Source organism: Pokkaliibacter plantistimulans, from assembly GCF_003194385.1.
GTDB lineage: Bacteria > Pseudomonadota > Gammaproteobacteria > Pseudomonadales > Balneatricaceae > Pokkaliibacter > Pokkaliibacter plantistimulans.
Window position 1 is genome coordinate 35,764 of sequence record NZ_LAPT01000003.1, and the last position, 15,343, is coordinate 51,106.

At 54.7% G+C, this 15,343-nt stretch carries 12 protein-coding genes; 11 read left to right on the forward strand and 1 reads right to left on the reverse strand.

Annotated features, from left to right (window positions below):
* Nucleotides 1-126: 126 nt before the first annotated feature.
* The 4 genes from rpsL (at nt 127) to tuf (ending at nt 4,450) form a co-directional block, all read left to right on the forward strand.
* Nucleotides 127-501, forward strand: coding sequence for a 30S ribosomal protein S12 (gene rpsL, locus WH50_RS01245; protein ID WP_104154367.1), 375 nt, complete (start codon nt 127-129; stop codon nt 499-501).
* A 147-nt stretch (nt 502-648) separates the two neighbouring features.
* Nucleotides 649-1,119, forward strand: coding sequence for a 30S ribosomal protein S7 (gene rpsG / locus WH50_RS01250; RefSeq protein WP_104154365.1), 471 nt, complete (start codon nt 649-651; stop codon nt 1,117-1,119).
* Between the two features lie 18 nt (nt 1,120-1,137).
* Nucleotides 1,138-3,228: an elongation factor G gene (gene fusA / locus WH50_RS01255; RefSeq protein ID WP_104154363.1), complete on the forward strand. Its 2,091-nt coding sequence runs from the start codon at nt 1,138-1,140 to the stop codon at nt 3,226-3,228.
* Between the two features lie 28 nt (nt 3,229-3,256).
* Nucleotides 3,257-4,450, forward strand: coding sequence for an elongation factor Tu (gene tuf, locus WH50_RS01260; RefSeq protein ID WP_110185682.1), 1,194 nt, complete (start codon nt 3,257-3,259; stop codon nt 4,448-4,450).
* Between the two features lie 186 nt (nt 4,451-4,636).
* Here tuf and WH50_RS01265 read toward each other — a convergent pair whose 3' ends face one another.
* Nucleotides 4,637-5,764 carry a GIY-YIG nuclease family protein gene (locus tag WH50_RS01265; protein ID WP_110185683.1) on the reverse strand — a complete coding sequence of 376 codons (1,128 nt, stop codon included), beginning with the start codon at nt 5,762-5,764 and terminating at the stop codon, nt 4,637-4,639.
* Between the two features lie 728 nt (nt 5,765-6,492).
* Here WH50_RS01265 and WH50_RS01270 point away from each other — a divergent pair.
* The 7 genes from WH50_RS01270 to WH50_RS01300 all read left to right on the forward strand — a co-directional run bounded on the left by WH50_RS01270 (nt 6,493) and on the right by WH50_RS01300 (nt 15,317).
* On the forward strand, nt 6,493-7,533 hold the full coding sequence (locus tag WH50_RS01270; RefSeq protein WP_110185723.1) for a methionine ABC transporter ATP-binding protein: 1,041 nt from the start codon (nt 6,493-6,495) through the stop codon (nt 7,531-7,533).
* Complete coding sequence (locus tag WH50_RS01275) at nt 7,520-8,179, forward strand: methionine ABC transporter permease (protein WP_110185684.1); 660 nt, start codon at nt 7,520-7,522, stop codon at nt 8,177-8,179. Before WH50_RS01270 ends, WH50_RS01275 begins: the two co-directional genes overlap by 14 nt.
* A gap of 94 nt (nt 8,180-8,273) precedes the next feature.
* The gene (locus WH50_RS01280) at nt 8,274-9,077 is read left to right on the forward strand and encodes a MetQ/NlpA family ABC transporter substrate-binding protein (RefSeq protein WP_110185685.1); all 804 of its coding nucleotides are present in this window, start codon (nt 8,274-8,276) and stop codon (nt 9,075-9,077) included.
* 363 nt (nt 9,078-9,440) lie between these two features.
* Complete coding sequence (gene bktB / locus WH50_RS01285; RefSeq protein ID WP_110185686.1) at nt 9,441-10,631, forward strand: beta-ketothiolase BktB; 1,191 nt, start codon at nt 9,441-9,443, stop codon at nt 10,629-10,631.
* Nucleotides 10,632-10,785: 154 nt separating this feature from the next.
* A complete protein-coding gene (locus WH50_RS01290) occupies nt 10,786-11,988 on the forward strand; it encodes a WD40/YVTN/BNR-like repeat-containing protein (RefSeq protein WP_110185687.1) in 1,203 nt (400 codons plus the stop codon).
* A 13-nt stretch (nt 11,989-12,001) separates the two neighbouring features.
* Nucleotides 12,002-14,470, forward strand: a complete 2,469-nt coding sequence (locus WH50_RS01295) for an efflux RND transporter permease subunit (protein ID WP_110185688.1) — start codon at nt 12,002-12,004, stop codon at nt 14,468-14,470.
* Entirely contained in the window at nt 14,457-15,317 is an 861-nt protein-coding gene (locus tag WH50_RS01300; RefSeq protein WP_165838263.1) for a universal stress protein, read from the forward strand. The genes WH50_RS01295 and WH50_RS01300 overlap by 14 nt, the downstream gene beginning before the upstream one ends.
* Nucleotides 15,318-15,343: the final 26 nt, after the last annotated feature.

Here is a 15,343-nt window from a genome sequence, read left to right on the forward strand (position 1 = left end):
ATCTTGACCTTTTGACTAAGGGTGATTAAAATTTCGCCCCCTCGATGACAGGCTTTTGCCTGTCATTTTATTGAGTGTCTGTAACATAAATTACAGATGAATGACGCCAAACTTGGAGTTTGCTGAATGGCAACTATTAACCAACTGGTGCGTAAACCCCGTAAGCGCGTTGTGGACAAAAGCGACGTTCCTGCTTTGCAGGGCTGCCCGCAACGCCGTGGTGTATGTACCCGCGTTTATACCACCACCCCGAAGAAGCCTAACTCGGCTCTGCGTAAGGTGTGCCGTGTTCGTTTGACCAACGGCTTTGAAGTGACTTCCTACATCGGTGGTGAAGGCCACAACTTGCAGGAGCACTCGGTAGTACTGATCCGTGGCGGTCGTGTAAAAGACTTGCCAGGTGTGCGTTACCACACTGTTCGCGGTGCACTGGATACCTCTGGTGTTAACAACCGTAAACAGGGTCGTTCCAAATACGGTACCAAGCGTCCTAAGTCTTAATTGCTTAGCACGATGGTGGCAATCTCTGCCACGGGACTGTAACAGAACATCTTTATATTCCTTTGCCTTGTCGCAAAGGGTGATTACTGGATAAGAGTAAGGTCAGGCCAAAAGTTGGTCCTGAGCTCCCCTGAAGAAGGACTTATCATGCCAAGAAGACGCGTAGCGGCTAAACGTGAAGCGCTGCCGGATCCCAAGTTCGGAAGCCTGACATTGGCCAAATTTATCAACCACTTGATGATCAGTGGTAAGAAATCTGTAGCAGAGCGTATTGTTTACGGCGCTCTGAATCGTATCGGTGAGCGTACCGGTAACGATGCTTTGGAAACCTTCACCAAAGCCCTTGAATCGATCCAGCCTCTGGTTGAGGTTAAATCACGCCGTGTAGGCGGTGCTACCTATCAGGTTCCGGTTGAAGTGCGTCCTAACCGTCGTGCGGCCCTGGCCATGCGTTGGTTGGTAGATGCTGCCCGTAACCGCAGCGACAAGTCTATGGCCATGCGTCTTGCCAACGAAATCTTAGATGCTGCCGATGGTAAAGGTGCAGCGGTTAAGAAGCGTGAAGACGTGCACCGTATGGCAGAAGCCAACAAAGCCTTCTCTCACTACCGCTTCTAATCAGCAGAGGACTGAGCCGTGGCACGTAAAACCCCCATTAAGCGTTACCGTAACATCGGTATCTGCGCCCACGTGGACGCGGGTAAAACCACGACTACCGAACGCGTTCTGTTCTATACAGGTGTTTCTCACAAGATCGGTGAGGTACATGATGGCGCTGCGACCATGGACTGGATGGAGCAGGAGCAGGAGCGTGGTATTACCATCACTTCTGCTGCTACCACCTGTTTCTGGAAGGGCATGAACCAGCAGTTCGATGAACACCGTATCAACATCATTGATACCCCCGGACACGTTGACTTCACTATCGAAGTAGAACGTTCTCTGCGTGTATTGGATGGTGCTGTAGTTGTACTGTGTGCATCTTCTGGTGTTCAGCCTCAGACTGAAACTGTATGGCGTCAGGCTAACAAGTACGAAGTTCCTCGTATGGTGTTCGTCAACAAGATGGACCGTGCTGGTGCAAACTTCTACAACGTTGTTGCGCAGATGAAAGCTCGTTTGGGTACTACTCCAGTACCTATCCAGATCCCAATCGGTGCTGAAGACAGCTTCAAAGGTGTCGTCGATCTGCTTCGCATGAAAGCTATCATGTGGAATGAAGCCGATCAGGGCATGACCTACGAGCTGGAAGATATTCCTGCTGAGCTGCAAGACAAAGCTGAAGAGCTGCGTGAGCAGATGGTTGAAGCTGCTGCTGAAGCCACCGAAGAGTTGATGAACAAGTACCTGGAAGAAGGCGAACTGACCATTGAGGAAATCAAGGCCGGTCTGCGCGCTCGTACTTTGAACAACGAGATTGTTCTGACCATCTGTGGTTCTGCATTCAAGAACAAAGGTGTTCAGGCAATGCTGGATTGCGTAGTCGAGTATCTGCCCTCTCCTGTCGATATTCCTCCTGTGGAAGGAACTCTGGAAGACGGCGAGACCAAGGCTACTCGTGACGCTGACGACAATGCTCCTTTCTCTGCACTGGCGTTCAAAATCGCGACTGACCCCTTCGTTGGTACTCTGACGTTCGTCCGTGTTTACTCAGGTCACATCAATTCTGGTGATCAGGTAATCAACTCGGTCAAGCTGAAGAAAGAGCGCATCGGCCGTATGGTTCAGATGCACGCTAACACCCGTGAAGAAATCAAAGAAGTTCTGGCTGGTGACATCGCTGCCCTGATCGGTATGAAAGATGTAACCACCGGTGATACTCTTTGCGACCTCAATAACGTCATCGTTCTTGAGCGTATGGAGTTCCCCGAGCCTGTAATTTCCGTAGCCGTGGAGCCCAAGTCCAAGGCTGACCAGGAGAAGATGGGTGTTGCCCTTGGCAAGCTGGCTCAGGAAGATCCGTCATTCCGTGTGGAAACCGACGAAGAGTCTGGTCAGACTATCATCTCCGGTATGGGTGAGCTTCACCTGGACATTATCGTTGACCGTATGCGTCGCGAGTTCAAGGTTGAAGCGAACATCGGTAAGCCTCAGGTAGCTTACCGTGAGAAAATCCGCTCAGCGGTCAACGCAAACCACAAGTTTGTGCGTCAGTCCGGTGGTCGCGGTCAGTATGGTCACGTTGTTATCGAGTTCATGCCTTCTGATGAAGAAGGTCTGGAATTCATCAACGAAATCGTGGGTGGTTCTATTCCTAAGGAATATATCCCTGCCATTCAGAAGGGTGTTGAGGAGCAGATGAAGAACGGTGTTATCGCCGGCTATCCTCTGATCGGTCTCAAGGCTCGTCTGTATGACGGTTCTTTCCACGAGGTTGACTCTAACGAAATGGCGTTCAAGATCGCTGCTTCTCAGGCTCTGAAAGAGTATGCGAAGAAGGCTGATCCTTGCCTGCTCGAACCTATGATGCAGGTAGAAGTTGTAACGCCTGAAGACTACATGGGCGACGTAATGGGTGACCTGAACCGTCGTCGTGGTCTGATCCAAGGTATGGACGACACCGTTTCTGGCAAAGTCATCCGTGCTGAAGTACCATTGGGCGAAATGTTCGGTTACGCAACCGACCTGCGCTCGGCTACTCAGGGTCGTGCGACTTATTCCATGGAATTCGCGCGCTATGCTGAAGCACCCAACAATATCGCTGAAGCAGTTATCAAACAGTCTTAATGACCTCGTTACGTAAGTAGGTGTAAGAATGGCTAAAGAAAAATTTGAACGGAGTAAACCCCACGTTAACGTAGGTACCATCGGCCACGTTGACCATGGTAAAACTACTCTGACCGCTGCACTGACTAAAGTGTGTGCTGAAACTTGGGGTGGATCTGTTAAAGCGTTTGATCAGATCGACGCTGCACCTGAAGAGCGTGCTCGTGGTATCACCATTTCTACCGCTCACGTAGAGTATCAGTCAACTGTGCGTCACTACGCTCACGTTGACTGCCCAGGACACGCTGACTACGTTAAGAACATGATCACTGGTGCTGCTCAGATGGACGGCGCTATCCTGGTTTGCTCCGCTGCTGACGGCCCCATGCCTCAGACTCGTGAGCACATCCTGCTGTCTCGTCAGGTAGGTGTTCCTTACATTGTTGTGTTCCTGAACAAAGCTGACATGGTTGACGATGCTGAGCTGCTGGAACTGGTTGAGATGGAAGTGCGTGATCTGCTGAGCACTTACGACTTCCCAGGTGACGACACTCCTATCGTTATCGGTTCTGCTCTGATGGCTCTGAACGGCCAAGACGACAATGAAATGGGCGTTACCGCTGTTCGTAAGCTGGTTGAGACTCTGGATTCTTACATCCCTGAGCCTGAGCGTGCTATCGACAAGCCCTTCCTGATGCCTATCGAAGACGTATTCTCTATCTCTGGCCGTGGTACTGTAGTAACTGGTCGTGTAGAGAGCGGTATCGTTCGCGTTGGCGAAGAAGTTGAGATCGTAGGTATCCACGCTACCACCAAAACCACCGTTACTGGTGTTGAAATGTTCCGTAAGCTGCTGGACGAAGGTCGTGCAGGCGAGAACATCGGTGCTCTGCTGCGTGGTACCAAGCGTGACGACGTAGAGCGTGGTCAGGTTCTGGCCAAGCCAGGCGCGATCAAGCCTCACACCAAGTTCGAATCAGAGGTTTACGTTCTGAGCAAAGAAGAAGGTGGTCGTCACACTCCATTCTTCAAAGGCTACCGTCCTCAGTTCTACTTCCGTACTACTGACGTGACTGGTTCTTGCGAACTGCCAGAAGGCGTTGAAATGGTTATGCCAGGCGACAACGTTGCCCTGAGCGTAACTCTGATCAACCCAATCGCTATGGACGAAGGTCTGCGCTTCGCGATCCGTGAAGGCGGCCGTACCGTAGGTGCTGGTGTTGTAGCTAAGATCATCGAGTAATACTCGCTGCTCTTAAAGAAAAGGCTCCTTCGGGAGCCTTTTTTGTTGGTTAGCGTTAAGAGATGAAAAAATGGTTGTTCGCGAACGTGGCGAGTGTTTTGCTCGGAAATAGAAGTATTTTGGAGCTTGGAGCTTGGAGCTTGGAGCTTGGATGGAATGAGGCATCCTTGCCTCGTTTGTTCGTGTTTAGCGGCCGTTGCGGCGCTTTCGTAAGGTAAGGCGGCTATCTTTTTCTCTTGCAGCGATATTAGCCAAGATGGCATCCATCTCTGATTTCTCGGCTTCTATTCTAGCCAGTCGTTCACTCTCGCGAGCTTCACGCTCTTTGGCTAAAGCTTCCCTTATACGCTTTTCTTTGACTGAAGAGCGTGCTCGGCCTGTAGGTAGAGTGTTCCCTGTCGTAGGAGAGGAAGGGGGCGCTGCGGCGGCAGGAGCCGCTTTTTTCAAGGTGGTTAGAACAGAGCTGTCCAGTCCGTCATTGAGATTACTCCGGTCGATAATGGCGTCCTGTTTGGCGCGGCTTACCGTAGCAGTGGCGGCTGCCTTCTTGCCACCGCGTTTGGGACTGGACTGCTGAACTCGTAATGCTGCAATGGTCGCTGCCAGATTCGAATTGCGCAGTACCTGTGCCTTATCCTCTGCGGCCATTTCCGGCTCGGTCGATGGTGAAGGATCGTTCTGCTCGTCGGCAATAGCCAACAGTTGCTGTGCGATATTCAGCACTGCTGATGCTCTGGCCTGGTCGGGCAGTTGTGCTGCGGTTTGTGCCAGCAGATCGGCTAAAGAATCAGTCAGCTGCTGATGTTCAGCGCTCTGAGCCTCAGCAAGAGCCGCATCGTCATGCACTATCTCATCCGTGGCTTCAGTTATAGCGTGTGAAGAAGGTGCAACCACCTCCGTGAGTGGGGTGCAACTATCTTCAGCATCTGAATCGCTGACGACGGACGAAGCAATGGGTGCTGTGCGGTTCTGCATGCTGGCGCGGGCTGCCAGAATTTCTTCCTGCAGTTCCAGCTGAGCAGCAGGAATGACCACTTTGGCAGTAGAGAATTTATAGCCTTTCAGCGAGCGTGCACGAGACTCAATGGTGTAATACAGCTCAAGTTCCTGTTGCTCCTCACGGGTCTCAGCAAAGTCGATTTCCTCGACTTCGAAGCTGACCTCTCCGTGCGCACGAATGTCCTCATACAGAGGAAAATCCATCCCTGCTTCAGCGGCTTTCACATACTCCTGCCAACGGGAATAGATGTCCCCTTTGGTAGAGCCAATGTAGGTCTGTTGTGTCTTGGTATTGGTAATCTTGAAGATTATCACGTGGACAACCTTTCAGTGGTGCGGTGAATTTGTCATGAGTCTGCTCCTGTGGCCGAAACCGGGCGCGCAAAGACCCTGGACGAACTGTCACTATCCATTATAGGAGAGGTGAAAGCAGTTATCCGCAGGAGGAGACTCTAGGGTAGGCGCGCCATTATACAGGCATGGGCAGATGATGAAAGAATTGACATTTTGAACTCGTGCATCTTTGAGGTGGGGTAACAGTGTGAAACAGTCTGAGCTGAGCGGAAATGCCTGATTTTACTAGCCTGTGCCATACTCCCTCTTGCACATTCGGTTGTCAGCGAATGTGCCACTTTGCTCTCAATCTCAACCCATCTTTCAGGCAGGTAGCTTACCTGCCTTATTTTTTTATCACGTTAAGCGCTGTCGTCATCTCATCTCACTGTTGCTACTAGTCCGGTTTTTTGGTCTGGCGGCGGCTAACAGGTCATATAGCTAATGGCTCTAAGTTAGAGCAAAGCAGTTTAGCGCTCTCGGTGAATATTATTGACATCAAACAGGTGGAATATAGACTACCCGCCTATTACTTTACGCGCTGATTTGTACTTCGGCTTGCGGGCGCGTTAGTAAGGCTTTCGACAGCTTTGCTAAAAAATACGCTAAAAGAAGGGTTTGGGCCGTTATTCCCGCCTTTGATCCGTTCTGCTAGCTCAGGATGGTTGCCTGCCAACCATCGCTATCCGCAAGTCATATTTGGATATGCGATGATCTCTCTAAAGCATCTAGTTAAAACTTACCATGGTCATGGTGCGCCGGTTCACGCGGTCTGTGATGTCAGCCTCGATGTGGCTGAAGGGCGTATATACGGGGTGATTGGGGCCAGCGGCGCCGGCAAATCAACTCTGATCCGCTGTGTTAATTTGTTGGAACGTCCCGATGCCGGTGAGGTTTGGGTCAATGGGCGAGACCTGCTGACCTTAACCGACGCTGAGCTGCGTCAGGCGCGGCGGCAGATTGGTATGATCTTTCAGCACTTTAACCTGCTGTCCACTCGTAGCGTCTTTGACAATGTGGCGCTGCCATTGGAGCTGGCAGGCTTGAGTCGCAGTGACATTGTTGCCCGTGTCCAGCCTCTGCTGGCTCTGACCGGTCTTGAGGCGCGAGCCAATCATTACCCTGCCCAGTTATCTGGCGGACAAAAGCAGCGTGTCGCTATCGCTCGCGCTTTGGCCAGTGAGCCCAAAGTCTTGTTGTGTGATGAAGCTACCTCTGCACTGGATCCTGAAACTACGCGCTCAATCCTGGCTTTGCTGCGAGATATCAACGAAAAGCTGGGATTGACTATCCTGTTGATCACTCACGAGATGGATGTGATCAAGACCCTCTGTGATGAAGTTGCACTGATGGAAGATGGTGCAGTCGTCGAACGTGGACCGGTGCAGGCTTTCTTTGCCCGACCCCAATCAGCTACTGCCAAACGCTTTGTGCAGGCTGCTCTTGAGCGACCACTGCCAGAGACCATTCTGAGCCGGTTGCAGAGTGCACCTGCTGCAGGGCTTGATCCGCTGGTGCGCATCACCTATGTGGGTGGGCAGGTTGACGCACCGGTGCTGTCTCATTTGAGTCGCGAGTTTGGTGTTGACGTCAATATCCTCTCTTCACAGATCGAACTGATTCAGCACCAGCCACTGGGCTTTATGGTGGCGCAGGTAGAAGCGCAGGATCAGCCTGCGGCGGAGACGGCGTTGGCGTGGTTGCAGCAACAAGAGTTACAGGTGGAGGTGCTGGGTTATGTCAGCCGCTAAGTTGGATCTGCTGACCAGCAGTCTGTGGGAAACCCTGTACATGGTCGCGGTGTCGGGTGGTCTCGGTGCTTTACTGGGTATTCCGCTGGGTATTCTGCTCTATACCACCAAGCCCGGACGGATGCTGCAGAATCACTGGTTGCACCGCCTGTTGGGCATCGTCATCAATGCCACGCGCTCTGTGCCCTTCATTATCCTGCTGGTTGCGATTATTCCCTTTACACGCTGGATCGTCGGTACCTCTATCGGCACGACAGCAGCGATTGTCCCCCTGACGCTGGGTGCCATCCCCTTTGTTGCCCGCATTACCGAAGGAGCGTTGAACGAAGTGCCTGGCGGATTGATCGAGGCCGCTCAGGCCATGGGGGCGACTCCCTGGCAAATTGTGCGCAAGGTACTGCTGGCTGAGGCCATGCCCGGCCTGATTCATGGCCTGACCCTGATGCTGATTACCCTGATTGGTTATTCGGCCATGGCCGGTGCCATCGGCGGCGGTGGGCTGGGGGATCTGGGTATCCGCTACGGATACCAGCGTTTTGATTCAAGCATGATGATCTCCACGGTGGTGATCCTGATCGTGCTGGTACAGCTGGTGCAGTCGCTGGGTGACTGGCTGGTGCGTCGCTACGACCACACTCGCCACTGAAGCAAGTACTGTGCACTGAAGTGTTAGTGTTTTGAAAAATACAAAGTGACATGCCGTATTGAAGGCCTGTCCGACAGTCAACTGGAGTTGTCACATGTCTAATCGTCGTACCTTTATCAAAACTGTTGCCGCTGCTGCGGTTTCCCTGCTGGTCTGGGGCCAGGCCCAGGCTGCTGAGCCATTGAAAGTGGGTGTGATGGCTGGCCCGGAGTCGCAGGTCATGGAGACGGCTGCGGCCGAAGCTAAGAAGCGTTTTGATGTGGATGTCAAACTGATCGAATTTTCTGACTACGTGGCTCCTAACGTAGCCCTGGCGGATGGTTCCATTGATGCCAACGCGTTCCAGCACCGTCCTTATCTGGATGCCATGGTACGTGATCGCGGCTTCAAACTGGTGGCAGTAGCTAACACCTTTGTTTACCCGATTGCTGCCTATTCCAAGAAGATCAAAAACATCAGCGAATTGCCTGAAGGTGCTCAGATCGCCATCCCTAATGATCCAAGTAACGAAGGTCGTGTGCTGATCCTGCTCGACAAGCAGGGGCTGATCAAACTCGAAGACAACAAAAATCTGGAAGCTACACCGCTGAACATTGCCGAGAACCCCAAAAAGTTCAAGTTTGTTGAGCTGGATGCGGCACAGCTGCCACGTGCGCTGGATGACGTCGATCTGGCCTTTATCAACAACACCTATGCTGTTCCTGCTGGCTTGCTGCCGACCCGTGATGGCGTGCTGGTAGAAGATAAAGACTCTCCTTACGTGAATGTTTTCGCTGCCCGTGAAGACAATCAGAACGATCCACGTCTGCAAAAGCTGATCGAAGCCTATCAGTCCGAGGCCGTTGCTGCCCGTGCTGAAGAGCTGTTCAAAGGTACTGCGATTCCAGGCTGGAAATAATCGTCAGTTAATCACAGACATCCTGCCATTGGTGGGATGTCTGTTGTTCCTCTTCTATCATCTCGCCACACTTCCTGCATATTCCCCGTATTTCGGCTGGTTCAGCCGGTTTCGTCCTCTTTGGCTAACTGAACAGTTGCCAGCTCGTTCAGCTATTGACGAATTTTGTTATCCATCTTGGCGTCAATTGTTATTGAGGCAGGTTGTCGCTTTCGGGGATGCTGTCCGACACTAAAATGGAACCTCCTCACGTGCCAAAGTGCTCTCAGGCACTCACGCATCAAGCTCAGACATCACCTTTAATGATGATGACTGGACGTCAATCAGGTTCATTACTTCTTTCCAGATAGGGCAAACACAGCAATGAAAACAATAAAAGACGTTGTAGTGGTAAGTGGCGTCAGAACGGCGATAGGTACCTTTGGTGGTGCATTGAAAGACATTCCGCCATCGCAGCTTGGAGCCATGGTCGTTGCTGAAGCGGTAAAGCGTGCCGGTATTGCGGCGGAAAGTGTTGGTCATTGTGTGATGGGAACGGTTGTGCCCACTGAACCGAAAGACATGTACATGGCCAGAGTGGCTGCACTGCAGGGGGGGTTACCTGATCAGACACCAGCACTGACGGTCAACCGCCTTTGTGGCAGTGGCCTGCAGGCGATAGTGACAGCCGCCCAGCAGATTGAACTTGGCCACTGCGACGTAGCGGTGGCCGGTGGTGCGGAGTCCATGAGCCGTACCAACTACTGGTTGCCTGCAGCACGCTGGGGCCAGCGAATGGGTGATGGCGCCATGATCGACTCCATGGTCGGTGCCCTGACCTGCCCGATGGAGCAGGTGCACATGGGGATCACTGCGGAAAATATTGCCGAGAAATGGCAGATCTCGCGGGAAGATCAGGATGCGCTGGCAGTGGAAAGTCATCGTCGTGCCCAGCAGGCGATCGAACTGGGCTATTTTGCCGAGCAGATTCTGCCGGTTACCCTGAAATCTCGTAAAGGTGATGTGCAGTACTGCACTGATGAGCATGTTCGCCTCAATGCCGAACCTGCGGACATGGAGAAACTACGCCCTGTGTTCCGTAAGGATGGCAGTGTGACGGCAGGCAATGCGTCCGGTCTGAATGATGCCGCCGCTGCAGTGGTACTGATGAGTGCCGAGGCTGCTGCGGCACAGGGGCTTCAGCCTATGGCTACACTGCGTGGCTACAGTGTGGCGGCGGTGGAACCTAAGTACATGGGCATCGGCCCGGTACCGGCTATACGCCAGTTGCTGGCGCAAACTGGTCTGACTGTGGCAGATATCGACCTATGGGAAATCAATGAGGCCTTTGCCGCTCAGGCGTTGGCCGTGGCTCGTGATCTGCAGTTACCTCAGGAAAAACTTAACCCCAACGGCAGTGGTATCTCCCTCGGCCATCCCATCGGCGCGACCGGTGCGGTGATTACCGTCAAAGCACTGTATGAGTTGCAGCGAACCCAGGGGCGTTACGCGGTGGTGTCACTGTGTATCGGCGGCGGGCAGGGGATTGCTGCCTTGTTCGAACGTCACGTCTGATGATCTGCTCATCAGCCTGACTGAATCGTCATCCAGTGGTGCCTGAGGGGCGTGCTGGTGCTTTAGAACACGTTTTGATAGCTGTTCTGTGTTGACTGGCACAGGGCAGCTTCACTTTTTTACTCCTGATAATAAGCATAACAACGAGGGTGCTATGAAGCCGAAACGAACCGGGAAACCGGGGTGGCGTGCCGGACAGTGCGTGCTGCTGGCCCTGGGGTTGAGCCTGACCGCAGCGGCGCAGGCCGGCAATGATCTGCTCACTATGCCGGCCTTACCCGCCAGCCACGCTGAGCATTCACTGCAGGTTGATATGGCCAGGGCCGGTTCACGACTGATAAGCGTGGGCGAGCGGGGCAATATCCTCTTTTCTGATGATCAGGGACTGCACTGGCAGCAGGCTCGGGTGCCCGTCAGTGTGATGCTGACCGCGGTCACCTTCAGCACTGACAAGCTTGGCTGGGCTGTGGGTCATGATGGCGTGGTGCTGCAGAGCGACGATGCGGGTGCCAGCTGGCGCAAGGTGCTGGACGGCAATCAGCTGAATCAGCTGGCGGTGGAAGACTGGCAGCAACAGGTGGCCAGGCTGCAGACAGAGCTGGCGGCCAGCCAGAGTAATCAGGTGAGCGCAATGGTCAGTACCGGGGACAATCCGCAGACTGAGCAAACGGCCGCAGATGCCGGTAATGATGCCGCTGACCTGCAGACCGCGCTGGAAGATGCAGAAGCCGCGTTGGATGATGCCAGGGCCGCCGTCAGTGATGGTCCCGGTAATCCGTTGCTGGACGTGCTGTTTGTGACCCCTGAAATAGGCATGGTGGTAGGCGCCTATGGACAGATTGCGCGGACTGAAGATGGTGGCAAGCGCTGGCACTCCTGGCAGTCGCAGATGGATAACCCCGATCACAATCACTACAACGCCCTGGTGCGTCTGGATTCCGGACGGCTGCTGCTGGCCGGTGAGGCCGGCCTGCTGATGAGTTCGGATGATCAGGGTAGCAGCTGGCAGCGTCTCGACAGCCCCTATGAAGGTTCCTACTTTGGTTTGCTCTCTGCGGGGGCTGATGCCTATCTGCTTGGCTTGCGCGGGCATGTTTTTGTCAGCGAGGATCAGGGAGATTCCTGGCAGCCGGTCAAACTGGATACGGAGCTGACCACCAATGCCGGGCTGTTCAGTGATGGCCAGCTGGCGATTGTCGGTAACAGCGGCTTGCTGATCAGCGGCCAGCCTGGACAACCCCTGGCCACGACCACTTTGCCTGGTCGTCGTGCTCACAGCGCCATCGCTGCCGTCCCCGGTTACTGGGTGGTGGGTGGTGAAGGTGGCCTGACCCGCATTGCCCGTACCCAGCCCTGAGGAGCCTGCTGTGATGAAGATTTTCAATCTGCTGCTCCGCCCTGTCGCGGCACTGGAAAGTGTGCTGGAGCGGGTGCTGTTTTTCCGTCGGCTGGGGGTGCTGTTGCTGTTTGCACTGGCCACCTTGTGGCTGGGCTGGCAGGCGGCTCATATCCGCACTGATGCCAGCTTTCTCAAGATGATTCCCAGCGATCATCCTTACGTCATCAATTACCTCAAACACCGTGAGTCGCTGTCAGGGCTGGGTAACTCCATTCGTGTTGCAGTGGAAGCCAGAGACGGCGATATCTTCAGCAAGGACTATCAGGATGTGCTGCACAAGATATCCGATGAGCTGTTCTTTCTGCCCGGTGTTGATCGCTCCGGCATGAAGTCAATCTGGACACCCAACGTGCGCTGGACCGAAGTGACCGAAGACGGCTTTGCCGGCGGCCCGGTTATCCCGGCAAACTACGATGGCTCCGCGGCCAGTCTGGAACAGGTGCGGCAGAATATCCTGCGCTCCGGGCAGGTCGGTGTGCTGGTGGCGAACGATTTCAAATCCAGCATCATTCAGGTGCCACTGCTGGACATCAATCCGGATACCGGCAAGCGACTTGACTTTCAGGCGTTCTCCGCCGCGCTGGAGAAACTGGTACGAGACAAGTACCAGAACGAGCATGTGGCGATCCATATCACCGGTTTTGCCAAGGCGGTGGGTGATCTGATCGATGGCGCCAGTCAGGTGGCCTTGTTCTTCCTGGTGGCCATTGGCATCACGCTGGTGCTGCTGTTTATCTATTCCCGCTCTCTGTCCTGCACCCTGGTGCCGCTGCTGACGTCACTGGTGGCGGTGGTGTGGCAGCTGGGGTTGCTCAATCAGCTGGGTCTCGGGCTGGACCCCTATTCGATGCTGGTGCCGTTTCTGGTATTTGCCATCGGCGTCAGTCATGGCGTGCAGATCGTCAATGGGCTGACCCATGAAAGCATCAACGGTGCTGACAAACTAACCGCCGCACGGCGTGCCTTCCGCAGTCTGTTTATTCCCGGCATGGTAGCGCTGCTCAGCGACGGCATCGGCTTTGTGACGCTGATAGTGATCGATATTCAGGTCATCAAGGAGCTGGCGGTGGCAGCCAGTATCGGCGTGGCGGTGATCATTCTCACCAATCTGCTGCTGTTGCCCGTGCTGATGTCCTACACCGGTGTGGGTGAAAAGGCGCTGCAGCATCAGCGCCGCCGCGAACAGTATCAGGACCGCTTCTGGGCACCGTTCACTTGGTTCGCCAAGCCTCGAGGTGCGATCGTGGCCGTGACACTGGGTATAGCGGCAACCGCCTATGGTTTTTATGCCGGGCAGGATCTGCAGATTGGTGATCTGGAGAAGGGGGCGCCGGAGCTGCGCGCTGACTCACGCTACAACCTCGACAACGCCTTTATCAATGAACACTACTCATCCAGCAGTGATGTGTTTGTGGTGATGGCGGAAACGAAACCTGAACAGTGTTCGAGCTACGCCAATCTGGCCATGATCGACCGCTTCCAGGGCTATATCGACAACGTCGCCGGTGTGCAATCCAGCGTATCGCTGGCCAATGTGGCCAGGATGACGATTGCCGGGATGAACGAGGGCAGCCTGAAATGGCGCACCCTGACCCGCAACCAGTACATGATCAACTCCAGTCTGAGCTTTGTGCCCCCCGGTCTGATGGATGCCGAGTGTTCGCTGGTGCCGGTCATCATCTTCCTTGATGACCATAAGGCGGACACGCTGCGGGGGGTTGTCGATGCGGTCAAACGCTTTGCTGCCGACAACAACAGCGACACGCTCAGGTTTGTGCTGGCGGCCGGTAACTCAGGCATTGAGGCCGCCACCAATGAAGTGATTGGCACCGCTCAGTACGCCATGCTGGCCTGGGTTTATGCGGTGGTCGGGCTGCTCTGCCTGCTCACCTTCCGCTCGCTGACCACGGTGCTGTGCATACTGCTGCCGCTGGGCCTGACCTCGGTACTCTGTCAGGCGCTGATGGCTAAACTCGGTATCGGTGTCAAGGTCGCCACACTGCCGGTCATCGCCCTTGGGGTGGGTATCGGGGTGGATTACGGTATCTATATCTATTCACGCCTGAACACCTATCTGGTGCAGGGAATGGCATTGCCGAAGGCCTATCTGCTGACTCTGAAAAGCACAGGTAAATCCGTTGCTTTCACCGGGCTGACACTGGCCATTGGCGTGGGCATCTGGATCTGGTCGCCGATTAAATTCCAGGCCGACATGGGCGTGCTGCTGACCTTCATGTTCCTGTGGAACATGCTCGGTGCGCTGATCTTCCTGCCTGCGCTGGTGTGCCTGCTGAAGCGGCCGGTAGTCGTGGAACCCCCGGTCGAGCCACGACGTACTGAGGAAGCCGAAGCCAGTGTAGTGCGCGTTCACTACGGTGATGAAATCAAACAGAGCAAAGCAGACCATGCGGGGCGGGAGGTGGGCCATGTCGTTAAGTAAGACTGTACTGGTGGTATTGCGCGCCCACGAGCAGGAAACCATTGCCCTGGAGCGTGGCCGCTTGATCGCCGAGCGCCTGCATTGCCGGCTGGCAGTGCTGGTGGCCGGTACCGAGGCGCAGCGCCTGGAGCGACAGGCCTGGCTTGAGTCGGAGCTGGCGGCCTTCAGTGCGGCCGGTCAGGATATCTGCATTGAAGCCGATGCTGATCCTGATCTGGCTGATGCTGTGCTGCGTGCCCAGAGTCGTCTGCAGGCCGGACTGGTGGTGAAGGAGTGTGATCCGCGTCATTCGCAGCTGTCCTGGCGTGCTCCTGCTGACTGGCAGCTGCTGCGCCAGTGCCCCTGTCCGGTGCTGCTGGTCAAGCGTGATATTCGCTGGCAGGGCGGCAAGGTGCTGGCGGCTATTGAAGGGCAGCCACAGAGCGAGCGCCATCGCCTGCTCAATCAGGGCATTTTGCAACTAGCGGCTCTGGTAACGCGCAGTATCGAAGGCCAGCTGCATCTGGTATCCGCTTTTCCGCCGCCCTTGCAGGGAGGCAACCCGGATGAGCTAACCGCGCAGCAGCTGGAGAGCCAGTGGCGACAGGCCTGTATAGGCCAGAGCGCCAGTCTGGTTCCAGCGCCTGCCGTCATGCACATCGGTGAGGGGCCGGCCGAGCACTGGATTCCCAAGATTGCGGGGGAAGACAGCTATGCGGTCGTGGTGCTGGGTACCGTCGCACGCTCACAATTTATCGGGGCGCTGCTGGGTAACACGGCCGAGCGTATTCTGGATGCCATCCACAGTGATGTGCTGGTGCTGCAACCTGACAACGGCGAAGCGGCACTGACCCTGCTGGAAGGTTGATATCCTCTTCGCTTTCTGTGCAGTTC